This is a genomic window from Desulfolithobacter sp. (genome assembly GCF_054025815.1).
The window spans coordinates 18,751-43,533 of sequence record NZ_JBPMMS010000024.1 but is presented as its reverse complement, the minus strand read 5'-3'; the positions used below and the strand labels follow the sequence as shown (position 1 = coordinate 43,533).

The following is a 24,783-nucleotide window of genomic DNA, read 5'->3' as shown; positions in this document are numbered from 1 at the left end:
TCAGACCTCTTTTTTGCTGAAATAGAGGTTGAAAAGAGCCAGGCAGGATGTACCGGTGATAAGCAGCAGCGAGATGGCGTTGATCACCGGGGTGGACCCGTCCCGCACCTGGAGGTACAGGTTGATGGGCAGGGTCGGTTCCGAGCCGATCAGGAAGAGCGTGGTGTTGAAGTTCTCAAAACTCATCAGGAAGGCCACTGCCGCCGCGCCGATGATGGCCGGCCGCAGGTAGCGCAGGGTGATGAGACGGATGGCTCCCAGCCTGGTGGCGCCAAGGATCATGGCCGCCTCTTCCAGGGAGCGGTCGAATTTGCGCAGCCGGGCCGAGACCACCAGGGCCACAAAGGTGGTGATGAACGAGAACTGCCCGAGTACCACCAGCCAGAAACTGGGACGGAACAGGCCTATATCAAGGCCAAGGGTGTTCTCGAAAAAGGTTCCGGCAGTGTTGGCGGCCAGGAGGAGTGAAATGCCCAGGATAACCCCGGGAATGACCAGCGGAGCCAGCATTAGAAAGTACAGCCCGTTTTTGAAGGGGAACTCCTCCTGTTCAAAGAGAAAGGCGGTGCAGGTGCCCACCGTGGTGCTGAACAGGGAGACCCAGAAGGCGGTCTTGAAACTGACCCATATGGAGCGCAGGTTCTGTTCATCATGGAAGATGCCGATCCGTTCCGGCCCGGGCGAGGTGAACCAGTCCAGGGTGAAGCCGTACCAGGGCAGGGACGGAAAATCCGAGTCATTGAAGGCCAGGACGCAGGTTACGGCCAGCGGTGCGAAGAGAAAGATGAAATAGCAGATGACAAAGAGATGAAACGACCAGGTATAGGCCCTGGAATTGGGCAGTGAACGTATCATGTGGTCACCTCCCCGAGTTTTTGCCTGGTCAGCTTGAGGCCGGTCCAGATGATGGCGGAGCTGAGGATCAGAAGCAGGAAACCAAAGGCTGCGCCCTGGTTCCAGTTGAAGCTGGCAATGAACTGGTTGTAGATCTGCTCGGTGAACCAGAGCGAGTTCTTGCCGCCCATCAGGTTGGGTGTCAGGTAGTTGCCGAGTGCCAGCATGAACACCACGATGGCGCCCGAGGTGATGCCTGGTTTGCAGTGGGGAATGATGATGGTGCGGAGTATGGCGAACTTGGATGCCTCCAGGTCATAGGCGGCCTCGATCAGGGAATCGTCCAGGCTCTCCATAACCGAGATGAGTGGCACCACCATGAAGAGCATGGAGGTGTAGACCAGGCCCATGATCATGGTCACGTCGTTGTAGAGCATTTCCACCGGCTGGTCGATGAGTCCCATTTTCACGAGAAAATAGTTGAACACCCCGGATTCCCGCAGCAGGATCATCCAGCCGTACACCCGGACCAGTTCGCTGACCCAGAAGGGCAGGAGCAGGAGCACGGTGAGAAACCCCCGGGTCCGGGGTCGGGCCAGCTTGGCGATGTAGAAGGAGACCGGCAGGGCCAGGACAAAGGTACAGAGCGTGGTGATAATGGCGTAGAGCGCGGTACGGACAAAGGTGCGCCAGTAGATGGGTTCGGTGAAGAAATTGTTGTAGTTCTGCAGGGTCCAGACCGGGTCGCCCAGGTCGCTTTCACCCCTGAAGCTCATCAGGAGAAGATCGATGTGCGGCAAAACGATCAGGAGAAAAAGCCACATGAGGACCGGGGCCAGAAAGAGCCAGAAAGTCAGACGGTATCCGTTACGCATGGCTATGCCTCAAAGCAGAGTCCCGAGTCCGGATGCCAGCCGAGCGTGATGGTGTCGCCGGGCTGAATATAGTCGAACTGCCTGTTTTGCGGCAGGCTGACCAGCAGCTCGTGGCCTCCCGGGGTCACGGTCAGCAGCCTGCTGTTGGCTCCGTCAAAGAGAATGGTCTTGACGGTGACCTGGAAGGTGTTGAGCTCCCCGGTCTGCTCGGGTTCGATGCGCAGGGCCTCGGGCCGGAGAAAGAGATTGACCCGGGTCGAGGCGGGATAGTTCTCGTGGCTCCTGGTCCGGAAGAGAAATCCCTCCTCGGTACGGATGGAGACGTGGTTATTCACCTCGATCACCTCGCCGGACCAGCGGTTGTTGTCGCCGACAAACTGGGCCACAAAAGGGGTGCGCGGATCGCCGTACAGCTCTCGCGGCGGCCCCACCTGTTCAAATTTTCCCTTGTTCATCACCGCGATGGTATCCGACATGACCAGGGCCTCGGACTGGTCGTGGGTGATATAGATAAAGGTCGTTCCCACCTTGGCCTGTAGTTTCTTGAGTTCCACTTTCATTTGTTCCCGGAGCTTGAGGTCCAGGGCGCCCAGGGGCTCGTCCAGCAGCAGAACCGAAGGTTCCATGACCAGGCAGCGGGCAATGGCCACCCGCTGTTTCTGCCCTCCTGAGAGCTGGTTGATCCGCTTGGTTCCAAAACCGGGCAGGCCGACGCTCTCGAGAATGGCCTCGGTCCGCCGGGAGATATCTGCTGTGTTCATGCCGCGGCGCTTGAGGCCAAAACCGATGTTTTCAGCCACGCTCATCATGGGAAAGAGCGCCAGGTGCTGGAAGACCAGGTTGACCGGTCGTTTGTTGGGCGGCACCCCGCGCATGTCATTGCCCCGGATGGCGATGGTCCCCGAGGTGGGCTCGTCAAAGCCGGCCACCATCCGCAGCAGTGTGGTCTTGCCGCAGCCGGACGGCCCGAGGATGGAGAAGAACGAGCCCGGCTCCACGTCAAAGGTGACATCGTCCACCGCGACAAAGTAGCCGAATTTTTTTACAAGGTTACGGACAGAGAGATCGTTGGCCATGGTCTGGAAACCGCTGTCGTCATTATGGGGCGACGGATTTCCCCGGCCCGCATTGGACCGGGGAAATCCGCAGGTCTGGAATGGGGACTATTTGGCTGCCTTGATCTTGTCAAGAATCTTGCCTTCCATGACTTCGAGCTTGGCCGGAACCGGCGGATACCACTTGATGTTGTCGATGGCCTCCTTGGGGAAGCAGCGCTCGAAATTGGCGGCCACATCGGCGGCCACGTAGGAGTTGGCTCCCTGGGAAGCGGTGGCCACCTTCTCCTGGCTGGTGAAGTAGCCGGCGTTTTCAGGCCGCATCATGAAGTTGATCCACTTGTAGGCCGCGTCCACGTTCTTGGCCTTGGCCGGGATGGCAAAGGTGTCGATCCAGCCCAGCGCGCCGCTTTTGGGGGCCCGGAAGTCGATGGCCGGATTTTCGGCGTGCAGTTTCCAGCCACCGTTGTCCCACGCCATGGCCACATAGACCTCGCCCGAGCGCATGGACTCCAGCAGGGCGTCGCCGTTGGCCCAGTAGTTCTTGACCAGCGGCTTGGCCTTGATCAGGGTCTCGGCCACCGTGTCGAGCATGGCCTTGTAGGCCGCTGGATCGGAGTAGAGATCAAAGGGATTGTATCCCAGGGCAAAGCCCATGGCGATCAGGGTCGGCCTTTTGAGCCGGTAGCTGATGCGGCCCTTGTACTTGGGATCGATGAGGGCATTCCAGTCGTCGGCGTCCGGGGCCTTGTCAGAGTTGACGATCAATCCCGAGGTGCCCCAGCAGAAGGGAACCGCGTAGGAGTCGTTCTTGACCCGGGTGTTTTGTTTCACCGCCTCGAGCATGGAGGGGATGAACAGTTCGCTCTTGATTCTGGTATAGTCCAGGGGCTGGTAGATCCTGTACTTGGCCTGGACCGAGGAGATACGGTCCTGGCTCGGCTGGGCCAGGTCAAAGCCGGCGCCCCGGGTGGCCCGGAGCTTGGCGATCATCTCCTCGTTGTTGGAATAGGTTGCCTCGACCTTGATGCCTGTTTCCTTTTCAAATTTTTCCACCAGGGCCTTGGGAGCATACCCTTTCCAGGTGAGAATCTTGAGGGTTTCCGCCTGGACCGCGGTGGCCAGAAAGAAACAGCAAAGGGCCGTGAGCAGGGTGAGTTTTTTCATCGTTCTTCCTCCTGATTGGCAGTTTTTTTATCTGCATCTGAATTCAACCTGAGTCAGGTTATACTTTCACGGTTCGGGTATGTCCGCGTCCCGATCCATACGTAAAGCTCTACACTATTCCCTCTGTGTTAGAAAGAAATTAAGATATCAGCTCATCCTGAAAAAATGGTTTTCTTTGTTTCACTGGTTTTCTGTCCGGGATGTCTGCTGTTTCTCTGGCAGCATTCCCCTTCTTGAAATCATTGGCCGCTCAAGAGGCCAGGGTTCATGTAGGGTGGAGGTCTGATGGGATGGGACCACGGGATACGCGGTTGAACGGAAGCAAAAAGGTGGCAGGCAGCACAATCCAGGACCGGGAAGAACCAGGCCTGTCCTGTGCAATAACGCTGGAGGGAGAAAAAAGCGAAACAGCCGGGCATGCAGGGCTGGAAGGTGAGTGGAAACCTTCTGTGGTTGCTGTGCCGGATTGTGGATCATGCCGCCTGCCAGAGGAAACTGATCATTTGTGTTCAAGGGATTCCCGGAGGATGCGACCGGTATGGCCGGCGCCCGGGGGCGAAGACCGTTCAACGGTCGACCTCTTTCACTTTTGATCTTGTTGCACGGTATACGAAAACAGTTTTGCTTTCAAGTGAAAACTGCAGGGGCTGTTTCAGGAGGTTATTTCTACGTGCACCTCATTTTCCAGACATATCTTTTGTAGAGGTTCAGGAAGGTTACTGTCTGTGACCAGGGTGTTGATCTGGGAGATGTGGGCGATGCGCACCGGGGCGGAACGGGTCATCTTCATGGAGTCGGCCACCAGGATGACGTGGCGGGCATTTCTGATAATGGCCTGGGCTACCTTGACCTCCCGGAAATCGTAATCGAGCAGGGAGCCGTCTTCATCGATGGCTGAGACCCCGATAACAGCGTAATCAACCTTGAATTGATTGATGAAGTCCACCGCCGCGACCCCGACAATACCGCCGTCTGAACGACGCACCAGACCACTGGCCACGATCAGTTCAATACCCAGGGACTGGCGCAGGGTGTTGACCACGTTGATATTGTTGGTGATCACCAGCAGACCGTGATGGTCAAGGAGCGACTTGGCCACCTCTTCAGTGGTGGTGCCCAGGTTAATGAACAGGGAACAGTTGTCGGGAATGAGAGAGGCAGCCCAGCGGCCGATGGCCTTTTTTTGCTCTCTGGCCAGGAGTCGTCGTTCTTCATAGCCCAGGTTTTCGATACCGGAGGAGATTACAGCCCCGCCATGGGTTCGGACCAGGAGCTGGCGGTCGCAGAGGAAGTTCAGATCCTTGCGGATGGTCTGGGGAGAGACTTTGAAGTGGGTGGCCAGTTCGTCGACCAGGACCTCGCCGCGTTCCCGTGCGATGGCAAGAATTTCGTTCTGTCGTGTTTTGAGTAGGCTCATGGAAAATCGACGGGTTGTTTTTTTATCCTTGGGTGGCCGGGTCCGGTTCAGCTTCCGGAAATACGTTTCCCCACCCCTGCCGGAGTCAACCTGAAGGAATCAGCGATTTCGCTCCAGCTCATCTTTTTTTCCCTGTACATGGCGGCCAGGCTGTCCGCCGGGACGCGGGTCAGGTGGTTCAGTACAAGGAGCAGGACGATTTCCCGGTCGGAAAACCCCTGGTCTCGCAGCCGGGTGGTCTCTGCCAGGCTTCGACCCAGGGTGCGGATCAGCATGAAATCGGTGATACGGTGGACCGTGTCCGCGTCAGCGCCTTTTGCCCGGATGGTGTCGAGAATCGGGTCCGTCACCGTGGCCAGATCGGGCGAGGAGACAATTTCTTTCCAGCTGGCGCCGTTTTTCCTGATCCCGAGCAGGAGGTCAAGGTCGGCCGGGGTTGCATGGGCTACATAGAGGCCTATGAGCATATCTTCAGGATTGATCCCGCCGCGCATCTTCATCATCACTATCTGGCGTTTTTCAATCCCGAAGGTGGCGGCGACCAGGGAGTTGAAGGTGGTGGTGACAAGGTAGTCGTCGGCGGCGAACTTTTTCGCCGGATCAAAACTGCGGTTTTTGAAGCAGTGACAGTTCGCTGTGCTGTTGGTCGCCAGAGAGATGGACGGAAGCAGCAAAAGAAGAGAGCATAGAGATAAAATTGAACAACGCATGGACAAATTTCCGTCTTGATGGTAACGAAACTATGCAGTGTCCGCTTAAGGGACACCGCTGACAGGGTGCAATCTACTCTATTCGGGAAAGCTCTGCAAATATACGCTTACAATGTGGTAGATGTTTGCGGTTGACACGCCTGGCGGCCACATGCTACGCCTTCCCGCTTCTACAGAACAAAAAACAATTTGCTTATCTTTGCGAGGGAAAATGACTGTTTTGATTGTTGAGGCCTCGGCTGAGGCAGGTCGTGAACTGATGGTGAAGCTGCGAAACCGTTTTGTCCTGGCCGACTCCGTCTGCCGGGGCACGGTCCGCGATATCCTCGAGCAGGTGCGGCGGGAAGGGGACCGGGCCGTGGTGGCCCTGATCCGGAAATTCGATGCCCCAAACCTGACCCGTGAACAGCTCCGGGTCACCGATAAAGAGTATGAAGAGGCCGAGCGGCTGGTGGATCCGGAGTTCCGGGAAACCCTTTCATTTGCCGCAGCTCGTATCCGGACCTTCCACGAGCGGGAAATGGAAGATTCCTGGCTCCTGACCCGGGATGACGGCACCATCACCGGTCGACTGGTGCGGCCGGTGGATTCCGCCGGTCTGTACGTGCCGGGGGGGCAGGGTGGTTCCACACCCCTGGTCTCATCGGTGCTCATGAACGGTATTCCAGCCGATATCGCTGGAGTGAAGAAGAAAATCATGGTTACTCCGCCGGACAGGGAGGGCCGGATCAACCCGGCCCTGCTGGTCGCGGCCCGGGAGGTGGGTATCACCGAGGTGTACAAGGCTGGTTCGGCCTGGGGCATCGGTGCCCTGGCCTTTGGTACCGAGTCCATTCCGGCGGTGGATGTCATTGTCGGGCCCGGTAATCAGTTTGTCACCGAGGCCAAGCGCCAGGTCATGGGGAGGGTGCGCATCGACATGATCGCCGGACCCAGCGAGGTGCTCATTGTGGCCGATGATTCAGCCAGACCCGAATTCGTTGCCGCCGACATGCTGGCCCAGGCCGAGCACGATCCCCTGGCCCTGGCCCTGGTCCTGACCACCAGCGGTGAGCTGGCCCGGGAGATCGATGCGGCCCTGGAGAAACAGCTTGCCAGACTCAGCCGCCAGGATATCGCCCGCCAGTCCCTGGAAACCCGCGGCGCCATCCTGGTGACCGCTGACCTGGAGGAGGCGGTGGACCTGGCCAACGAGATCGGCATAGAGCACCTGGAACTTCAGGTGCGCGATCCCTGGCACTGGCTGCCGAAAATCCGTCATGCCGGGGCCATCTTTCTTGGCAGCTGGACGCCCGAGGCCGCCGGAGATTACGTGGCCGGACCCAACCATGTGCTGCCCACCATGGGCACGGCCCGGATTTCCTCGGCCCTGGGGGTGGAGACATTTCTCAAGAAGAGTTCCATCATCTCCTATACCCGGGAGGGGCTGCTGGCCGACAGCGAACATATCCAGCGACTGGCAGGCCTGGAAGGGCTCACGGCCCACCGCAATTCAGTGGCCGTCCGGGTGGATGACCACAGGTCTTGAGCCGTGGAAGAGCTTTTCAGGCTCGGCCTGGAAAAACTTGGTCTGGATCTGCCCGGGGAGCGGCTGGCGGATCTGGTGCGTTATGCCACAGCGCTTGAGAAATGGAGCCGCAAGATGAACCTGGTGGCCAGAAACACCAGTCGTCAGGACCTGGTGGAGAAACATTTTCTCGATTCTCTGACCCTGCTGCCCCTGGTTGGCTCCGGTGACATCCCGGTGCATCTGCTGGATGTTGGGACCGGAGCCGGCTTTCCCGGCCTGGTCTTGGCTGCGGCTGACCCTGATCTCCGCATTACCCTGGTGGAACCGCGCCAGAAACGAGTCAGCTTTCTTGGCCACGTTATTCGGGAGCTTGGCTGCGGTAATGTCCGGGTATTGAATCGGCGGCTGGAGGAGTGCGGCTTTGAACAGGGCCGGTTTACCCATGTCACCGGCCGGGCCCTGGCCGCGCCGGAGGCCTTTCTCGATATGGTCGCACCTTTGCTTGGTGCCGAGACCAGGGTGATCCTCATGCAGGGCGGCTCTGGTCTGGCGCACTGGCGGGATCAGGGCCTGGAAACGCGCTTTCGTCTGCTCGGTGTCCATGACCTGTGCCTGCCCTTTTCCGGGGATAAACGGCAATTGTTGGTGGTGGAGAAAAGAAGACCGCAGGAGCGTGGTCAGGTGGATTGAAGAGGACGGACCCGGGAGCTGCATCTCCGATATGGAAAAAAAAGAGGGGTTCTGCTATGGTTGCGGCCGGATGCAGGAAACTCCCAGGTGGTATGTCCCGTTCAGGACGATCGTGTCATCACAGCCCGGGCAGGGAGTTTCCTCAAAAACGTGAACAGTGAAAAGGTAGGATAATGACAAAAAAAATAGCAGTTCTCCCTGGTGACGGGATCGGGCCCGAGGTCATGGCCGAGGCCATCAAGGTCTTGGACGCGGCCCGGAAAAAATTTGGTTTTTTTCTGGAATATGAGTGGGCGGATGTGGGTGGCATCGCCATTGACAACCATGGTCATGCCCTGCCGGAGTCCACCCTCGCGCTCTGCGAGGCCAGTGACGCCATTCTTTTTGGTTCGGTGGGTGGCCCCAGGTGGGAGAGCCTGCCGCCGGAGCAGCAGCCCGAACGAGCTGCGCTCCTGCCGCTGCGTAAACATTTTGATCTGTTCTGTAATCTCCGTCCGGCCAGGGTATTCCCTTCTCTGGCCGCAGCCTGTCCACTGCGCCCCGATATCGTCGGCGATGGCTTTGACATCCTTGTGGTCCGTGAGCTGACCTCGGGGATATATTTCGGCCAGCCCAAGGGCCGGGAGGGAAGCGGCCCTGATGAGAAGGCCTTTGATACCATGGTCTACAAACGGTCCGAGATCGAACGTATTGCCAGGATGGCCTTTGAAGCGGCCCGGGTTCGCGGTAAAAAGGTTACCTCGGTGGACAAGGCCAATGTCCTGACCACCATGGTCCTCTGGCGCGAGGTGGTCACAGAGGTGGCGGCCGAATACCCGGACGTGGAATTGGGGCATATCTACGTGGACAATGCCACCATGCAGCTGGTGCGCTGGCCCCGGCAGTTCGACGTCCTGCTGTGCGGCAACATGTTTGGTGATATCATCTCGGATGAGGCTGCCATGCTCACCGGTTCCATGGGGATGCTTGCTTCGGCCAGTCTCAATGCGGACAAATTCGGCCTGTTCGAACCGGCTGGTGGTTCGGCGCCGGATATCGCCGGGCAGGGGGTGGCCAACCCCATTGCCCAGATCCTCTCGGCGGCCATGATGTTGCGTTACGGCCTGGGCCTGGAGGCGGCGGCAGAGGCCATCGAGTTGGCGGTCTCCGCAACCCTGGAGAAAAATATCATGACCGCCGATATCGCCCCGGACCGGAACAAGAGCGTAGGGACCGCGGCCATGGGTGATGCCATTGTCGCTGCCCTGGAAGAGGCGTAGGCCATGACCTACCGGGACAACACAGTACTGCTTGCCAATCAGGACTCCATTCCGCTGGCCCGCAAGGTGGCGGTGGAGCTGCAGATGGCCCTGACCGAGATGGAACGCAGGGTGTTTGCCGACGGCGAGATCTACCACGCCTTTCCCTGTGATATCTCTGGCAGGGATGTGATCATCATCGCCGTGACCCATACCGACACTGCCCACCAGGAGCTCCTGGACCTGATCGCAGGCTGTCGGTTCTGGAATGCCGGCACGGTGAACGTGGTCATACCCTATCTTGGATACTCGACCATGGAGCGGGCCAAGCCGGAATCGGGAGAGATCCCCAAGGGCATCACCCGGACCCGGCAGATTTTTCGGGTTCGGCCCAATTACGTGGCCTTTGTCGATCTTCATTCCGAGGCCGTTCTCCATGCCCATGCCGGTGATATCCGGACCCGTCATATCTGGACCGAGAGCCTGGCCCTGGAGAAGATACGCAGGCTTGGAGTGGAGGATTATGTCCTGGTCTCACCCGATTACGGGTTCAGTAAACGGGTCGCCCGACTGGCCGGAAAACTGGGCTGTCCCCATACGGCCGCCAACAAGGACCGATATGACACAGACAAGACCATTGTCAGTCAGCTCTCCAGCACGGTGAAGGGACGGACGGCCATCATCTGCGACGATATGATACGGACCGGCGGGTCCATGCTCCAGACCGTAGATCGGTGCTACGAGGCCGGGGCGGTGGATGTGATGGTCATGGCTACCCATCTGGTTATGGCGGGGGATGCGCGGGAAAAATTCAAATCCCGGGCAATCCGGGTGATCGGTTCGGATACCTATCCCGGCCGGACCAGCGACGATCTCCTGGATGTCTTTTCCGTGGCGCCCTTGATTGCCCAGGAACTGACCCATTACCTGCGGATCGAGTCGTGGTAGAGGGGGTGGCGAAATAGTAACGATGCCCGGCGGTTCCTGCTGGTGGCAGGGCCCGCAAGGCTTTATTTTTCAGGCAGGTTCCCGCTGTCTGTATTTTTTTTTGTTTCTGAGGAAAGCGATGTTGAAGATAGGAATTGTAGGCTGGCGCGGCATGGTGGGCTCGGTGCTTATGGGCCGCATGGCCGAGGAAAACGATTTTGACGGGGCCGAGTTTGTCTTTTTTTCCACCTCCCAGGCCGGCCAGGCCGGGCCGGAGATAAACGGAACCACCTATGAACTCCAGGATGCCCATGATACCGGACTGCTCCGGGAACTCGATATCATCTTGTCCTGTCAGGGCGGTGGGTATACTTCCAGGGTCTATCCCGAGCTGCGTCAGGCGGGCTGGGATGGCTACTGGATTGATGCCGCCTCCACCCTGCGGATGGAAAAGGATGCCATCATTGTCCTGGATCCGGTTAACCGGGAGGTGATCGATCGGGGCCTGGCGGGTGGCATCAAAAACTATATCGGCGGTAACTGCACGGTGTCCCTGATGCTCATGGGGCTGGGCGGACTGTTTGCCCGGGGCTGGGTGGAATGGATTACCTCCATGACGTACCAGGCCGCGTCAGGGGCCGGGGCCAGGAACATGCGTGAACTGGTGAGCCAGATGCGGGTCATTGGCGAAAACAGTGCCGGCCTGCTCGATGATCCGGCCACCGCCATTCTGGATATTGATCGCAATGTGATCGCTACCCTGCGCAGCGATCTCTTTCCCACCGAGAATTTCGGCGCTCCCCTGGCCGCAAGTCTCATACCCTGGATCGACCGGGCCATGGAAAACGGCCAGACCCGCGAGGAGTGGAAAGGGGTCAGCGAGACCAACAAGATACTTGGCCGGGAGGACAACCCCATCCCCATCGATGGCTGCTGTGTGCGGATCGGGGCCATGCGCTGTCACAGCCAGGCCTTTACCATCAAGCTGAACCGGGACGTGTCCCTGGCTGACATCGAAGAGGCCATCGAGAATCATAACGACTGGGTGTCCCTGGTTGAAAATACCAAGGAGGCCACGCTCAGGGAACTGACCCCGGCCCGGGTCACCGGGACGCTGGATATTCCGGTGGGCCGTGTACGCAAGATGAACCTGGGGCCGCAGTATCTGACCGCATTCAGCGTGGGCGACCAGCTGCTCTGGGGCGCCGCTGAACCGGTTCGCAGGATACTTGGCATCATCCGGGAGCACCTGGAATAGCAGGTTGACCCGGAGCGGATATTCGTAGCGAGTTGGTCCGCGTGCATATCAGGGATGGAGCCCTGGTCGGGGATTAGTTTGTTGTCGAGGTGAAGGGCAGGTCAGGCTGGGTTATCAGTTCTCCGGGCGTGATTACACAGTATTTGTTTTTTCCCTTTTTCTTGGCCGTGTACATGGCCTGGTCGGCCAATCGGATCAGCCTGTCCGGAATCGTGCCGTGGTCAGGGTAGAGAGAGATACCGATGCTGGCACTTATGTTGGTGTCGTCGTAAAGCTTGTTCAAATGATAGCAGGTGGTCCGGCAGATTTTATCCGCCACCAGTCGTGCGTCATCCATGGACTCCAGTTCCGGCAGGGCAATGATGAATTCGTCACCGCCCCAGCGGCATATCATGTCTGAATCCCTCAGGCAACCGCGCAGGATTTTTGCCAGTTCCACCAGCAGGTTGTCGCCGGCCTTGTGACCAAGCCGGTCATTGATCAGCTTGAAGTTGTCCAGGTCAAGGAAGAGAATGCCCATTCTGGTTTTGTTGCGCTGTTCACGCCGCAGGCATTGCTCGAGCAGATCCTGGAACAGGTGCCGGTTGGGAAGTCCCGTGAGCGGGTCGTGGTAAGCCATGTGGCGTAACTGTTCCTGGATCCGGTTGATGTCGGTGATGTCATGAAGCGAGATCACCGATCCGAGCAGGGATCCTTTGTCATCGTGCATGGCCTGGCCACTGATGCGTACATCCCGTCGCTGGCCGTTACCGGCAACAATGACCACCTCTTTGTTGTGGAGAATTTCTCCCTGCATGGTTCTCAGCAGGGGGGTTTTGTCCATGGGGATGGGGGTGCTTCCGTCGGCTTCGAAGAGACGATAGTGTCTGGTCCATTCCGAGGGATGGAGCATGTAGTTGTCTTCCAGTTTCAGAAGGCGGCCCGATGCCTTGTTAAACAGGGAGAGACGTCCTTTGGCATCGCAGGCGATGACGCCGTCGTGGATATGTTCCAGCACGGTCTCCAGGAACTTCTGCTGGTGCATGATCTTGCGCTCCGCCTGTTTCAGCGCAGTTGTGTCATGAAAATACCAGACCCGGCCAAGGTTCTTGCCGCTGCTGGAGACCGGAAAGGTGAGGCAATAGTATATCCTGCTGCTTCTGAGTTCGAGCTCTTCGGCGCTCTCTTCTTCCCACTGCCTGGAAAGATGCTTGACCGTTTCCAGAAACCTGGCCGGTTCCTTGAGTTGTTTCAGTACGTGCTTAAGGCATGCTTTTCCATTCCTGGAATGCTGGATTTGTTCTGGAACGTTCCACATGGAGAGAAAGGCCCGGTTGAACGAGATCATATCCATGTGCTCGTTGACCAGCAGGATGCCTGCCGGGTTGTTTTCATACTGAGCTTCCAGTATCCGGTGTTTCCGGCTGGGTGTCGTATGGTTTTGCCGGTGGAGAGGTACGGGATCAAACAGGGTCAGCAGCCTGTTGTCCGCCATCCGGGAAGCCTTGATGTTGTACAGGGTGATTGTTCGGCCGGTGTCGATGTGACCCTGCCACGAGGCTTGTGTTTCTTCGCGGACCGTTTCCAGGAATTCAAGAAAATCGTTTTTGTCTTCGGCCTGGAAATAATCCTGCAGCCGACAGCCATGCAGTTCAGACTCCTGCCGGCCAAGAAGGGTTTGGGCCTGCTTGTTGGCCTTGAGTATGCTGCTGTCGGTTTCAAGGAGAAAGCCGGCGCTGGGCAGATGGTAGAAAAGGTCCACGTCTCGGATTTTCCGGTGAATATGAACTTGGGAAGAGTTGGGAAAATCAGTCAGTTGAGTTAAGGATATCAGGGGAATGGAGCGGTGTCAAACGATGAAAAAGACATTTGTTTTCATTCTCTGGAAAGCGTTGTTCTGCAACAATTTATTTTTTCAGGCCAGGAGAATCCTGGCCTGCGGTGTATGGACACTTGCTTGATCAGGTCGAGAGAATTCCGTCCTGGAGGGTGAGGGTGCGGTCCATGGCAGCGGCAAGTTTCATGTTATGCGTCACCATGAGAACGGCCAGGCCCATGCTCCGGGAAAGATGGTCAAGGAGTTCGAAGACCCGGTTGCCACTTCGCGAATCCAGGTTGCCGGTGGGTTCGTCGGCCAGCAGGATGTCCGGTTCCATGACCAGGGCTCTGGCCAGGGCGACCCGCTGTTGCTCGCCGCCGGAAAGTTCGCCGCTGCGATGATAAAGACGCTGGCCAAGTCCCACCTGTTCGAGGAGACCGGTAGCCCTGGCCCGGAGCCCTTTCTTTTCCTGTCTGGCGATCAGTCCGGGCATCATGACATTTTCCAGGGCAGAGAACTCCGGCAGCAGGTGATGGAACTGGAAGATAAAACCGATGTGGCGGTTGCGGTGACGGCTGAGATCGGTTTTTTCACCACTGAGGATATCACTGCCCATGAAGAGAAGTTGGCCTGAGTCAGGGATGTCGAGGGTGCCGAGAATCTGCAGCAGCGTGGTTTTACCGGAGCCCGAAGCCCCGACAATGGCCGTCATCTCTCCCCGCTTCACACTGATATCCACCCCCTTGAGCACTTCGATCCGCGTCGGACCGCTACCGTGGGACTTATGGAGCTTTCTGCCCTCCAGGAGGAGGGGGTCGTTTCTTTCCACCATGGTGCTACTCATAGGTCAGGGCCTCGGCCGGTCGCACTCTGGATGCCTTCCAGGATGGATAGATAGTGGCGAGCAGGGTGATCACCACAGCCGACAGGGCAATAATCGAGACATCGGTGGCCACCACCTTGATGGGCAGGGTGGTCATGGGATAGACATTGGAGGGCAGTTCGATGAACTTGTATCGTTTGAGGATGGCGCACAAGCCCAGTCCTCCACCGACTCCAAGGGTGGTGCCGATCACCCCGATGACCGATCCCTGATAGAAAAAAATCCGCATAATGGCACCGGTAGTGGCGCCCATGGACATAAGAATGGCGATGTCGCGGGTTTTTTCCATGACCAGCATGACAAGGGTGGAGATGATGTTCAGCGCCGCCACCAGGATTATCAGGTCCAGGGCGATGAAAATCCCCAGTTTTTCCAGCTTGAGGGCGGCAAAGAGGTTCTGGTTGAGGCGCATCCAGTCCCGCACCGACCAGCCCTGTCCCAGACGGCTGGCTATAGCGGCCGCCACCCGGTCGGCCCGGTCCACATCCGTAATCTTGACCTCGATGCCATGCACGCCTCGTTCCATGCCTGTCAGGGTGCGTGCGGTATCGAGGTTGATAAAGCCCATGGTGGCGTCGTATTCATACATGCCGGTCTGGAAAACGCCTGTTACCTGGCAGGTTCGCACCTTGGGCAGGATGCCCATGGGAGTGAGCGGACCGTTGGGCGAGATCAGCCGGATCTTGTCGCCCCGGACCACCCCGAGCTGGTTGGCAAGTTCCTGGCCAAGAATGATGGCCGGCAGGCCTTTGTTTGCCCGCAGGCCCTCCAGGGAGCCGTTCTTTATCTTCCTATCCAGTGAGATGACCCGGGAGGCAGATTCCGGATCGATGCCTCGCAAGACAATTCCGGTGGACTGCCGGCCCGAGGTGACCAGGGCCTGCCCATGGATGTAGGGGGTGGCTGCCATCACTTCGGGAACCGATTCAATTTCGCGGATTACCCGCTTGGGATATTGGATGTTCCCTCCGTACTTCTGGACTATGATATGGGCATTGATACCGATGATCTGGTCCCGCAATCCCTCGGTGAAACCGGTGTAGACCGACAGAACAACAATGAGAGCCATGACCCCCACTGCCACCCCGAGGACCGAGATCACGGAGATCAGCGAGATGAACTTCTGCTTACGTTTGGCCCGCAGGTACCGGAGGCTGACAAACCACTCAAAGGACATGAGGTCTGTTATTCACCAGATTCCGGTTTCAGGTGCGGAAACAGGATAACGTCGCGAATGGAAGGTGAATCGGTGAGCAGCATGACCAGCCGGTCAACACCGATCCCTTCGCCGGCTGCCGGCGGCATGCCGTATTCCAGGGCCCGGACATAGTCACTGTCCAGGACCGGATGGATCTCCTCGTCCTCTCCCCTTTCGTCGATCTGTTTCTTGAAACGGTTGTATTGGTCCACCGGGTCGTTGAGCTCGCTGAAGGCGTTGGCGATTTCCCGGCCGGTGACAAAGAGTTCGAACCGGTCCGTGACGCTGGGATCTTCCTCGTTGCGGCGGGCCAGAGGTGATACCTCGGTGGGATAGGAGGTGACAAAGGTGGGATTGATCAATTTTTCTTCCACCAGCAGTTCAAACAGTTCGGTCTTGGCCTTTCCAGGACCGGCCTCGGGCTGCAGTTCTATACCTTTCTCTCTGGCCAACCGCATGATGGCTGTGTCGTCCTTGAGGGTTTCCGGATCGATGCCTCCAATTTCGATCAGGGCTTCGTCCATGGTATAGCGTTGCCACGGCGGGGTCAGGTCCACATCCATGCCCTGGTAGGTGATCTGCATGGAGCCGGTCACTTCGGCGGCCAGCCAGGAGATCATCTCTTCGGTGAGGTCCATCAGGTCATGGTAGCTCGCATAGGCCTGATAGAATTCCAGCATGGTGAATTCAGGGTTGTGTCGGGTGGAGAGCCCTTCGTTGCGGAAGTTGCGGTTGATCTCAAACACTTTTTCAAATCCGCCCACCAGGAGCCGCTTCAGGTAGAGTTCAGGTGCGATTCGCAGGTAGAGGTCAATGCCAAGGGCGTTGTGGTGGGTCTTGAACGGCTTGGCCGTGGCTCCACCGGGCACTGGCTGCATCATCGGGGTTTCCACCTCCATGAAGCCGCGGTTGCTCAGGAACTCGCGGATCAGGCGGATAATTTCCACCCGTTTGCGGAAGGTCTCCCGTACTTCGGGGTTGACAATGAGATCAACGTAGCGCTGACGGTAACGGGTTTCCACGTCGGTGAGGCCGTGAAACTTTTCCGGCAGAGGGCGCAGGGACTTGGTGAGCATGTGCAACTTTCTGGCCTCGATGGAAAGCTCTCCGGTTTTGGTCTTGAAGAGCTTGCCTTCGACCCCGACAATATCGCCTATGTCCCACTTTTTGAACAGTTTGAAGTTTTCGTCCCCGAGAAGGTCGCGACGGGCATAGATCTGGATCCGTCCACTCTCGTCCTGGATGTGGAAAAAGGCAGCCCGGCCGAACTTGCGCAGCGACATGATCCTGCCGGCCACCCGGTAGGTAATGCCCGAACCTTCGTGGGATTCGGCTGTCAACTGTTCTCCTCTGGGTAGAATGTCGGCGACAGGCTGTGGTTTTTTGAAATGGTTGGAGTAAAGTTTCAAGCCGCTTTCGGCCAGCTGGGCGGCCTTGTCACGGCGCTGCTTGAGCAGGTTGCTTTGTTGTTTGTCCATGTCGGAAAATGAAGTAAGTAAAAGTTTGTCCGAAAATAGAATTCGGAACACAGGTACAGTTTCCGCCTTTGGCGATTTTAACTGCTGCTGATGCGGCGTCCGCCGACGACCACTCTCTCACGCCAGGAATTTATCGCGCAGGGTCATGGAAACCGAGCGGGTCAGATCCAGAACCCGCCGGGCGAGCTTGGGACTAAGCGATCCCGTGCCGCAACTGGGGGTGATCAGAGTCTGGCGCAGCAGGTCCTTTTTGTCGCGTCCGGGTGCAACCAGGGATTTTGCCTGGTTTTGCCAGAGTGTAACAAGGGACTGCGTGGACTCCGATGTAATGTCTTCCTCGCGTGATGTGGGGATCCCGCCCCAGGCCAGGATTCCGCCCCGGTTCAGGTAATCGTTGATCTCTTTTTTAAGCGGTGCGATGCGGTCAAAGAAACCGTAGGCGTCAAAGCTGAGCACATCGATCCTTGAGCCAAGAAGTATTTCCCAGTCCGTGTTGGCACAGACATGGATTCCGACCAGGCCGCCCTGGTGGTGGACAGCGTCGGCCACCTCGTTGACCATCTCCTGAATCTCTGCTGCACTGACGCTGATAAAGGCCGATGATCCCAGGCCGGCCAGGGCCGGCTCGTCGATGAACATCAGGACCGGCATTCCGCTTTTTCGAGCCAGAAACCGGGTTTGCCAGGCAGCCTTCATGGCGCAGCCCTTGGCCACCATGTCGCGGATGGTGTTGTCAAAATATCCGGCCCTGCCGTCGCGGTCCTTGATGCCGGTGAGCATGGTGAAAGGTCCTGTGACCTGGCCCTTGACTGCGGTGAGATTATTTTTTTTGCCGGCCAGTGACCGGGCAAACAGGTAAAGCCCGCGGGCCCGCTCCTCGCTTGTGGCAAAGCGGGAGTTGTCCAGGGCTGAACCGTCTTCCATGACCGCAAGATAGTCTTCGTAGAAGGCCAGCATTTCTTCCTCAAATCCGGGATGCAGGATATCGTAAAACATCCTGTCACCAGGTTCATCCGCAGGCTCTTCAACGATACATGGCAGTCCTTCGGCGAACTGGGGAAGCATGCGCTCCATGGGGTTGGAGGGCAGCTGGGGCCAGAGCGGCACCTCCGGCGTGGCGCTGAATATCCACTCCAGGGCCTGTTCATGGTTGTCAAGCGGTACGGAACCGATCAGGACGGGAAGGCCGTCGGCTGTGAAGCGACCAGCGGTTTCAGCGGTCATGGTGTTTGTCCTCGGAAAATGTCGGCATCACGGATGACGTGCTTGGAAGCAGTTTCAGGGGCTATGCTCAAGGCAGATGGTCCATGATCAGTATACGGTTCTGTTTTCAGGCCACCTGTGAACAGGAACAGGGCCCCGGTCAGTATCTGTAACCTGGATTCCGGCCGTGGTCCGGTCCAGGTAAGTACTTTAGCGCAAACAATCATAATTAGTGCGAACCGCAATCGATGTCAATTTTTTTCCAGAACCGCCACGGACTCGATATGATGGGTCTGGGGAAACATATCCACCGGCAGGACCCGGGTCAGCTTGAAACGGCCATCTCCGGTCAGGAATCGCAGGTCGCGGGCCAGGGTGGCGGGGTCGCAGGAGACGTAGATGATTTTCTCAGGCTCAAGTTCGGGTAATAGATTGATATCCTTTCCGATCCCCTGTCTTGGCGGATCAAGAACGATGCAGTTGAAGCGCTCTTTGTTCCTGATCAGATCGCGCAGACCGCAAGTGGTGTCCACTGCCAGGAACCGGACCTGGTCAAGGCCTGCCGCGTCCCTGTTTTTTTTCGCCCAGGCAATGCTTGAGAGGTTGTGTTCGATACCGGTGACCCGCGTCCCCTGCATTCCCAGGGGGATGGAGAAGTTGCCGATACCGCAGTAAAGATCGAGAAGCGAGCCGGACCGGGCTTCGCCTGCCAGTCGGCAGACCTCCCTGACCAGCTGCTGGTTCTGTTTCGGGTTGACCTGGGAAAAACATTCCACTGACCAGGAAAGGGTGCAGGGTGCTCCGCTGTCCAGGTGCAGGCGCTGTTGCAGGACGGACGAATCCATATTCGCGGAGATGGGCTGAATCTTTTTTTTCCGGTATAGAAAAACCTGCCCCGGGATCAGCGGCGAGATGGTCTTCCGGATGCTGGCCGGGGAGATGTCGGCCTTCCCGTGCAGAGACAAAACACAGAAAAGGTTGCCATCCAGAGGAGACTCGAGCAGTTCGATTTCCCTGCATGCGGCGGAGATGCAAGCCAGATCTCCATGGTGGAGACCGGCAAGTGCCCGGTTCATGGCCGGGGAGACGAGCAGGCACTGTTTCACCGGGACCAGGCGGTGGCTGCGCGGCTGGAAGAATCCGGGCCTGCCGTCCCGGCCGAGCTGGAGGCGGATTCTGCTGCGGTAGCCTGTCTCTCTGGGTGACGCCATGGGGTGTGCAAGCGGTTCACCGGTGCCCCGGCCGAGGATACGTTCCAGGCAGTCGTGGACAATCTGTTTTTTTATTTCGAGCTGGAGCTCGTAGGCTGCGTGCTGCAGGTCACAGCCACCGCAGAGTCCATGCAGTTGGCAGGGCGGAGTGACCCGGCCGGGAGAGGGCGAGACGATTTGCTCTGCCCGACCTTCACGGTATCCCTTGTGGTGCCCTGTGATCCGGACCTTGACCGTCTCGCCTGGCAGGACATGATCAACCATGACCACCATACCGTCCGGCAGGCGGCCGAGCCCCCGGCCGCCGCTGATCATTTTTTCGATAACTATCTGGTAGAGCATTGGGTATGTTCCCGGCAAGTAAGAAGGGTTATGTTGCGCAGTGTAGCAGTTTGATGATACTATATGCAACAACTGCGCGGTCAGACATTGTTATGGACGGAAAAAAGAAAAAGATCAGGATACTTGTGGTTGACGATGAGCAGGTGCATCGGTATATGCTGACCTCTCTGCTCGGTGAGTGGGGTTGGCAGACGGAGGAGGCCGATGATGGTGCCACTGCAGTGACTGCCGTGGAGGAAGGCCCCTTTGACGCCATTCTCATGGACGTAAGGATGACCACAATGGACGGCATGGAGGCTCTGCAGCAGATACATGCCATCAATCCAGCTATTCCCGTGGTGATCATGACGGCTTATTCCTCGGTGGACTCAGCGGTCGAGGCTATCAAGATGGGGGCCCATGACTATCTGACCAAGCCTCTGGACTTCGATCGGCTGCGCCAGTCCCTGGAAGCGGCCATGCAGCACCGCAAGCCCGGTTTCAGCCCGGATGTTTCCGGCGAGACACCTTTTGGTGATGATTCGGAAATCATTGGCCGCTCCGCGCCCATGCGGGAGCTGTGGGACATGATCCTTCAGGTGGCGCCCACCGAGGCCAATGTCCTGATCACCGGCGAGTCCGGCACCGGTAAGGAGCTGGTTGCCTCTGCTCTGCATTATCGATCCGGTCGGGCTGGAGGAGCCTTTGTCAAGGTCAACTGTGCGGCCCTGGCGGAAAATCTGCTGGAGTCGGAGCTCTTTGGCCATGAGCGCGGTGCTTTCACCGGCGCTGACCGGCGCCGGGAGGGGCGGTTTGTCCAGGCCCAGGGCGGCACCCTTTTTCTCGATGAGATTGGAGAGACGACCCCTGCCATGCAGGCCAAGCTTCTTCGGGTGTTGCAGGAGCATGAGCTGCAGCGGGTGGGCGGTCAGGAAACCATCACCGTGGATGTACGGATAATCGCAGCCACCAATCGGGACCTTGAAGAGGAGGTTCACCGGGGGCGTTTCCGCGAGGACCTGTATTACCGGCTCAACGTGGTGGTGCTTGACGTGCCGCCCCTGCGTGAGCGTGCCGGGGATATTCCGCTGCTGGCAAAATATTTTCTCGACAGGTTTTCCCGCAAGAACAACCGTCATGTGGTGGGTATTACTCCGGAGTGCATGGACGTGCTCAACCGGTATCCCTGGCCTGGCAACGTGCGGGAACTGGAGAATTCCATCGAGCGGGGGGTGATTCTCATGCGCGGTGAATATCTTGATGTCCAGGGGCTGCCTTTGGCCATACAGCGCTGGGCTGGCCAGAATGAGCCGGAAGATCAGCCAGATCGCCCGGCGACCCTCAAGGATGCCGAACGGCTCCTTATAAAAGAGACCCTGAAAGAGACCGGCGGCAACCGCAGCGAAGCCGCGCGGCGTTTACAGATCACCAGGAAAACGCTTTTGAACAAGATCAAAAGTTACAACATCGACACCTGAGCCCAATGTCAAAAGTTACCGCGCAACAGCGCCAGAAGCAGGTTCTCTACGCGGTCATGTCCGTGTATCGTTTTCTGATTGCCGAGAGGGATCTTCCTTCTCTCCTCCAGGGAATCTGTGACCGGCTGGTGGGGACGGGGCTCAATCTGTCGGCCTGGCTGGTCCTTCTCGACGATGACCAGGGTGGAATCATTACCGCCGAGACCGGGCTTGGCGAGAGCTTCTCACCGGTCATGGAGAATCTGCGCCAGGGTGTTCTGCCGGCCTGCGGCCTTCGGGCCCTTGAGCAGCAGGGCGGGGCGGCCAGATTTTGCCCCGGCACTTCCTGTGAGAACTGTTCCCTGCCCCGTTGCCAGGGCGAGGGGCGTGCCATTGCCGTGCCCATTCGCTGCCGCCGTAACCTGTTCGGGTTCCTGGTGATACAGACGCCGGATGGGGTCCAGGTGATCGACAGGGAACTCGATCTCGTTACGGACCTGGCCGAAAGCATTGGCCAGGCCCTGCATAATTTGCTCCGCATGGAGGAATCACGGCTCAGGGAAAAGGAACTGCGGCGTGTCGAGGAACGATTTGAGCTAGCCCTGCACGCCTCGGACGCTGGATTGTGGGACTGGAATATAAAAACCGGAGAGATATTTACCAGCCCCTGCCGCAAAGGGGTTCTTGATTACCGGGAAAATGGCGGCGCACCGGGAACAGCCGACTGGGAAGGGTTGATTCACCCCGATGACAAGTCAAGGGTTCTTCAGGTTCTCAACGATCACCTGGCTGGAAAGACCGATGAGTACCGGATTGAATACCGGATCAAAAAAGAGGATGGTTCCTGGCGCTGGTTCCTGGACAGCGGCCGGGTGGTGGAAAGGGACGAGCAGGGGATGCCGGTACGGATGACCGGTACGCATCAGGATATTACCGTGCAGAAGGAGCAGGCCGAGATTCTGGTCCGGGTCCAGCGGCAGCTCCACGATGCGGTGGAAAGGGAACGGACTTTTCTGCAGACTGTCATTGACGGAGCCGCAGATTCGGTGATGGTTATAGACATGGAATATACCGTGTTGTTGATAAACGCCACCGCGGCCCGGATTATGAACGTTGGATCCAGCGAGGCCCGGGGCGGGAAATGCCATAAATTGTTTCATGGCAGCGAAACTCCCTGCACTGACAGGCGCTATCCCTGCCCCATTCAGGCGGTGCAGAAATCCGGCAAGCGGGTGACCCTGATTCATAATCCGCTCCATGGTAACAACATCAACAATACCTTTGAGATCGAGGTTACCCCGCTCAAAGATGCCAGTGGCAGAATCCGCGGGATTATTGAGGTCGCCCGCGATATCACCGACCGGCTGCGGATAGAAAAGGAGCTGCGGGAGAGCCAGTCCAGGCTCTACCACCTGGCCCACCATGATATCCTCACCGGGCTGCCCAACCGGCTGCTGTTTCGGGACCGGATGAAACAGGCGGTGGGCAAGGCCCAGCGTCATAACAGCCGGGTGGCCATATTGTTTCTTGATCTGGATAAATTCAAGGATATCAATGATACCCTGGGCCATGACGTGGGAGATCAGTTGCTGGTCGAGGTCGCCGGGCGTCTGCAGCGCCAGTGCCGCAAGACCGATACCGTGGCCCGATTCGGTGGTGATGAGTTTGTGTTCATTCTCGACGAGATCAAGGATAGTAACGGGGCTGCGGTGGTGGCCGAAAAGATTCTCAAGGCCATGAGTGAACCGGTAAGGGTAGGCTGTCACACCCTGCATATCACAACCAGTATCGGTATTGCCCTTTATCCGGACCATTCCGAGGATATGGATCAGGTCATGAAATACGCCGACATGGCATTGTACCAGGCCAAGTCCGAAGGGCGAAACAACTACCGGTTCTATGATCCGACCATGAGAGCGCCAGGCTGTTCTGAGCGTCCGGACGCGGACTGAGCAGGTATTGCCTCCCCGCCATCCTGTCACGTCCCGCTCCGGAGACCTTGCCAGGTGGGCAATGTTCCGGTCCAGGTGCATTGACGTCGACGCGAGGCTGTGGTAAGAGCCAGTATTTTAACCGCTCCAGGATGTCTTCTGTCGTATCCCCCTTGTCCAACGCGAGAAATCAGACGAGAGTCCAGCTGGCCGGATCGACAGTGGGAGATCCGGAGTTTTTTTTAGTAATACAAATCTTACACTCCGGCACAAGCCGGTTAAGGAGAATGAGGAATGCGTACGGATATCCTCCATATCGGCGCAGGTGAACTGACTTACGAAATCCGCAATATTGTCAATGTCGGGAACAAACTTCAGTCTCTTGGCGTCCATGTCAACTGGGAGAATATTGGCGATCCAGTGGCCAAGGGTGAGGAAATTCCCGAGTGGATGAAAGATATCGTGGCGGCGGCGGTACAGGAGGATGCCAGCTACGGTTACTGTCCCACCAAGGGTATTCTGGCCACGAGGGAGTATATTGCCGCTGAAACCAATGCCAAGGGAGGAGCTCAGATCGACCCGGAGGATATTATCTTCTTCAATGGGCTGGGCGATGCTATTTCCAAGGTTTTTGGTTTTCTCAAACGCACTGCCCGGGTGATCGTGCCCACGCCCAGCTATACTACACATTCGTCGGCCGAGGCCGCCCATGCCGGTGACCGTCCGGTGACCTATATCCTGGATCCCAATCACCTCTGGTATCCGGACCTGGAGGATATTGAGAATCACGTCAAGTACAATCCTGCGGTGGCTGGCATTCTGGTGATCAACCCCGACAATCCCACCGGGGCGGTGTATCCGGCCGATGTACTGCGGGCTATTGTCGACATCTGCGAGACCAATGATCTCTTTATCATCTGTGATGAAGTATACCAGAACATGACCTACAACGGCACCGAGGCGGTTCCCCTGTGCACGGTGATCGGGGACCGGGTCCCTGCTATCTGCATGCGCGGGATCTCAAAGGAGATGCCCTGGCCCGGTGGCCGGTGCGGCTGGATCGAAGTGTACAACGGGCATCGGGATCCCATGTTCGAGAAGTATATCAACTCCATCCTCAATGCCAAAATGGTGGAAGTCTGCTCGACCACTCTGCCGCAGATGGTTCTGCCACGGATCAAACAGCATCCGCTCTACCAGGAGTATTTGAATGAACGGATCCGCCGCTACGAAAAGTACTCCAATATCGCCTATGATATACTGAAAGGTGTTAAGGGCGTTCTTGTCAACCGCACCAACGGTGCCTTCTACATGAGCGTGGTCTTCGAAGACGGGCAGCTCAACCATGAACAGACCCTGCCCATTGAAAACGACGAGGTTCGCCACACAGTGGAGCAGATGGTCAATGGGCCTGATGTGTCGCCGGACAAGCGTTTCGTCTATTACCTGCTGGGTTCCACCGGAGTGTGCGTCGTGCCGCTGTCTTCGTTTGCCACCGACCTGCAGGGCTTTCGGGTGACCTTGCTGGAACGTGATGAGCAGGAGTTCATAAAGGTCTTCACCACCATTGCCGATGGTATCAAGTCGTACCTGGCTTCCGCCTGAGATGACTTGACGCCATC

General features: G+C 57.7%; 20 protein-coding genes. 8 read left to right on the top strand and 12 right to left on the bottom strand.

What is annotated here, in order from left to right; all coding sequences use genetic code 11:
- From ACXJJY_RS06490 to ACXJJY_RS06465, 6 genes are all read right to left on the bottom strand, one after another.
- On the bottom strand, positions 1–855 hold the full coding sequence (locus ACXJJY_RS06490) for an ABC transporter permease (RefSeq protein ID WP_456386150.1): 855 nt from the start codon (positions 853–855) through the stop codon (positions 1–3).
- Positions 852–1,709 (bottom strand): ABC transporter permease, encoded by an 858-nt coding sequence (locus ACXJJY_RS06485; RefSeq protein ID WP_456386149.1) that lies wholly within the window; start codon positions 1,707–1,709, stop codon positions 852–854. The genes ACXJJY_RS06490 and ACXJJY_RS06485 overlap by 4 nt, the downstream gene beginning before the upstream one ends.
- Positions 1,710–1,711: 2 nt before the next feature.
- A complete protein-coding gene (locus ACXJJY_RS06480; RefSeq protein WP_456386148.1) occupies positions 1,712–2,785 on the bottom strand; it encodes an ABC transporter ATP-binding protein in 1,074 nt (357 codons plus the stop codon).
- Positions 2,786–2,872: 87 nt separating this feature from the next.
- Complete coding sequence (locus tag ACXJJY_RS06475; RefSeq protein ID WP_456386147.1) at positions 2,873–3,931, bottom strand: extracellular solute-binding protein; 1,059 nt, start codon at positions 3,929–3,931, stop codon at positions 2,873–2,875.
- Positions 3,932–4,583: 652 nt separating this feature from the next.
- Positions 4,584–5,348: a DeoR/GlpR family DNA-binding transcription regulator gene (locus ACXJJY_RS06470; RefSeq protein WP_456386146.1), complete on the bottom strand. Its 765-nt coding sequence runs from the start codon at positions 5,346–5,348 to the stop codon at positions 4,584–4,586.
- 47 nt (positions 5,349–5,395) lie between these two features.
- Positions 5,396–6,058, bottom strand: coding sequence for a hypothetical protein (locus ACXJJY_RS06465; RefSeq protein WP_456386145.1), 663 nt, complete (start codon positions 6,056–6,058; stop codon positions 5,396–5,398).
- 211 nt (positions 6,059–6,269) lie between these two features.
- On the opposite strand from ACXJJY_RS06465, the gene hisD reads away from it, so the two are divergent.
- The 5 genes from hisD (at position 6,270) to asd (ending at position 11,681) form a co-directional block, all read left to right on the top strand.
- Positions 6,270–7,586, top strand: a complete 1,317-nt coding sequence (hisD, locus tag ACXJJY_RS06460) for a histidinol dehydrogenase (protein ID WP_456386144.1) — start codon at positions 6,270–6,272, stop codon at positions 7,584–7,586.
- 3 nt (positions 7,587–7,589) lie between these two features.
- A complete protein-coding gene (rsmG, locus tag ACXJJY_RS06455) occupies positions 7,590–8,258 on the top strand; it encodes a 16S rRNA (guanine(527)-N(7))-methyltransferase RsmG (RefSeq protein ID WP_456386143.1) in 669 nt (222 codons plus the stop codon).
- Positions 8,259–8,431: 173 nt separating this feature from the next.
- A complete protein-coding gene (gene leuB / locus ACXJJY_RS06450; protein ID WP_456386142.1) occupies positions 8,432–9,517 on the top strand; it encodes a 3-isopropylmalate dehydrogenase in 1,086 nt (361 codons plus the stop codon).
- 3 nt (positions 9,518–9,520) lie between these two features.
- The gene (gene prs, locus ACXJJY_RS06445) at positions 9,521–10,444 is read left to right on the top strand and encodes a ribose-phosphate diphosphokinase (RefSeq protein WP_456386141.1); all 924 of its coding nucleotides are present in this window, start codon (positions 9,521–9,523) and stop codon (positions 10,442–10,444) included.
- A 118-nt stretch (positions 10,445–10,562) separates the two neighbouring features.
- Positions 10,563–11,681 carry an aspartate-semialdehyde dehydrogenase gene (gene asd / locus ACXJJY_RS06440; RefSeq protein WP_456386140.1) on the top strand — a complete coding sequence of 373 codons (1,119 nt, stop codon included), beginning with the start codon at positions 10,563–10,565 and terminating at the stop codon, positions 11,679–11,681.
- A 73-nt stretch (positions 11,682–11,754) separates the two neighbouring features.
- On the opposite strand, the gene ACXJJY_RS06435 is transcribed toward asd, so the two are convergent.
- The 6 genes from ACXJJY_RS06435 to ACXJJY_RS06410 all read right to left on the bottom strand — a co-directional run bounded on the left by ACXJJY_RS06435 (position 11,755) and on the right by ACXJJY_RS06410 (position 19,794).
- Positions 11,755–13,422: a diguanylate cyclase domain-containing protein gene (locus ACXJJY_RS06435; protein ID WP_456386138.1), complete on the bottom strand. Its 1,668-nt coding sequence runs from the start codon at positions 13,420–13,422 to the stop codon at positions 11,755–11,757.
- Between the two features lie 199 nt (positions 13,423–13,621).
- Positions 13,622–14,311: an ABC transporter ATP-binding protein gene (locus tag ACXJJY_RS06430; RefSeq protein ID WP_456386133.1), complete on the bottom strand. Its 690-nt coding sequence runs from the start codon at positions 14,309–14,311 to the stop codon at positions 13,622–13,624.
- Between the two features lie 4 nt (positions 14,312–14,315).
- Positions 14,316–15,539 carry a lipoprotein-releasing ABC transporter permease subunit gene (locus ACXJJY_RS06425; protein ID WP_456386131.1) on the bottom strand — a complete coding sequence of 408 codons (1,224 nt, stop codon included), beginning with the start codon at positions 15,537–15,539 and terminating at the stop codon, positions 14,316–14,318.
- 8 nt (positions 15,540–15,547) lie between these two features.
- On the bottom strand, positions 15,548–17,038 hold the full coding sequence (gene lysS / locus ACXJJY_RS06420) for a lysine--tRNA ligase (RefSeq protein ID WP_456386129.1): 1,491 nt from the start codon (positions 17,036–17,038) through the stop codon (positions 15,548–15,550).
- A gap of 117 nt (positions 17,039–17,155) precedes the next feature.
- A complete protein-coding gene (locus ACXJJY_RS06415) occupies positions 17,156–18,262 on the bottom strand; it encodes a uroporphyrinogen decarboxylase/cobalamine-independent methonine synthase family protein (protein WP_456386127.1) in 1,107 nt (368 codons plus the stop codon).
- A 230-nt stretch (positions 18,263–18,492) separates the two neighbouring features.
- The gene (locus ACXJJY_RS06410; RefSeq protein ID WP_456386125.1) at positions 18,493–19,794 is read right to left on the bottom strand and encodes a class I SAM-dependent RNA methyltransferase; all 1,302 of its coding nucleotides are present in this window, start codon (positions 19,792–19,794) and stop codon (positions 18,493–18,495) included.
- Positions 19,795–19,886: 92 nt separating this feature from the next.
- Here ACXJJY_RS06410 and ACXJJY_RS06405 point away from each other — a divergent pair, with 92 nt between their 5' ends.
- The 3 genes from ACXJJY_RS06405 (at position 19,887) to ACXJJY_RS06395 (ending at position 24,766) form a co-directional block, all read left to right on the top strand.
- Positions 19,887–21,251 carry a sigma-54-dependent transcriptional regulator gene (locus tag ACXJJY_RS06405; RefSeq protein ID WP_456386123.1) on the top strand — a complete coding sequence of 455 codons (1,365 nt, stop codon included), beginning with the start codon at positions 19,887–19,889 and terminating at the stop codon, positions 21,249–21,251.
- 5 nt (positions 21,252–21,256) lie between these two features.
- Positions 21,257–23,182, top strand: a complete 1,926-nt coding sequence (locus tag ACXJJY_RS06400) for a diguanylate cyclase domain-containing protein (RefSeq protein WP_456386121.1) — start codon at positions 21,257–21,259, stop codon at positions 23,180–23,182.
- 273 nt (positions 23,183–23,455) lie between these two features.
- Positions 23,456–24,766, top strand: coding sequence for a pyridoxal phosphate-dependent aminotransferase (locus ACXJJY_RS06395; protein WP_456386119.1), 1,311 nt, complete (start codon positions 23,456–23,458; stop codon positions 24,764–24,766).
- The last annotated feature ends 17 nt before the right edge of the window (positions 24,767–24,783 follow it).

Coding starts and splice junctions, on each gene's coding strand:
- ACXJJY_RS06395 (WP_456386119.1), top strand. CDS start 23,456: ATGCGTACGGATATCCTCCATATCGGCGCAGGTGAACTGACTTACGAA.
- lysS (WP_456386129.1), bottom strand. CDS start 17,038: ATGGACAAACAACAAAGCAACCTGCTCAAGCAGCGCCGTGACAAGGCC.
- ACXJJY_RS06485 (WP_456386149.1), bottom strand. CDS start 1,709: ATGCGTAACGGATACCGTCTGACTTTCTGGCTCTTTCTGGCCCCGGTC.
- ACXJJY_RS06410 (WP_456386125.1), bottom strand. CDS start 19,794: ATGCTCTACCAGATAGTTATCGAAAAAATGATCAGCGGCGGCCGGGGG.
- prs (WP_456386141.1), top strand. CDS start 9,521: ATGACCTACCGGGACAACACAGTACTGCTTGCCAATCAGGACTCCATT.
- ACXJJY_RS06480 (WP_456386148.1), bottom strand. CDS start 2,785: ATGGCCAACGATCTCTCTGTCCGTAACCTTGTAAAAAAATTCGGCTAC.
- ACXJJY_RS06405 (WP_456386123.1), top strand. CDS start 19,887: ATGGACGGAAAAAAGAAAAAGATCAGGATACTTGTGGTTGACGATGAG.
- ACXJJY_RS06415 (WP_456386127.1), bottom strand. CDS start 18,262: ATGACCGCTGAAACCGCTGGTCGCTTCACAGCCGACGGCCTTCCCGTC.
- ACXJJY_RS06425 (WP_456386131.1), bottom strand. CDS start 15,539: ATGTCCTTTGAGTGGTTTGTCAGCCTCCGGTACCTGCGGGCCAAACGT.
- ACXJJY_RS06490 (WP_456386150.1), bottom strand. CDS start 855: ATGATACGTTCACTGCCCAATTCCAGGGCCTATACCTGGTCGTTTCAT.
- ACXJJY_RS06400 (WP_456386121.1), top strand. CDS start 21,257: ATGTCAAAAGTTACCGCGCAACAGCGCCAGAAGCAGGTTCTCTACGCG.
- asd (WP_456386140.1), top strand. CDS start 10,563: ATGTTGAAGATAGGAATTGTAGGCTGGCGCGGCATGGTGGGCTCGGTG.
- ACXJJY_RS06465 (WP_456386145.1), bottom strand. CDS start 6,058: ATGCGTTGTTCAATTTTATCTCTATGCTCTCTTCTTTTGCTGCTTCCG.
- ACXJJY_RS06475 (WP_456386147.1), bottom strand. CDS start 3,931: ATGAAAAAACTCACCCTGCTCACGGCCCTTTGCTGTTTCTTTCTGGCC.
- ACXJJY_RS06470 (WP_456386146.1), bottom strand. CDS start 5,348: ATGAGCCTACTCAAAACACGACAGAACGAAATTCTTGCCATCGCACGG.
- ACXJJY_RS06430 (WP_456386133.1), bottom strand. CDS start 14,311: ATGGTGGAAAGAAACGACCCCCTCCTCCTGGAGGGCAGAAAGCTCCAT.
- leuB (WP_456386142.1), top strand. CDS start 8,432: ATGACAAAAAAAATAGCAGTTCTCCCTGGTGACGGGATCGGGCCCGAG.
- hisD (WP_456386144.1), top strand. CDS start 6,270: ATGACTGTTTTGATTGTTGAGGCCTCGGCTGAGGCAGGTCGTGAACTG.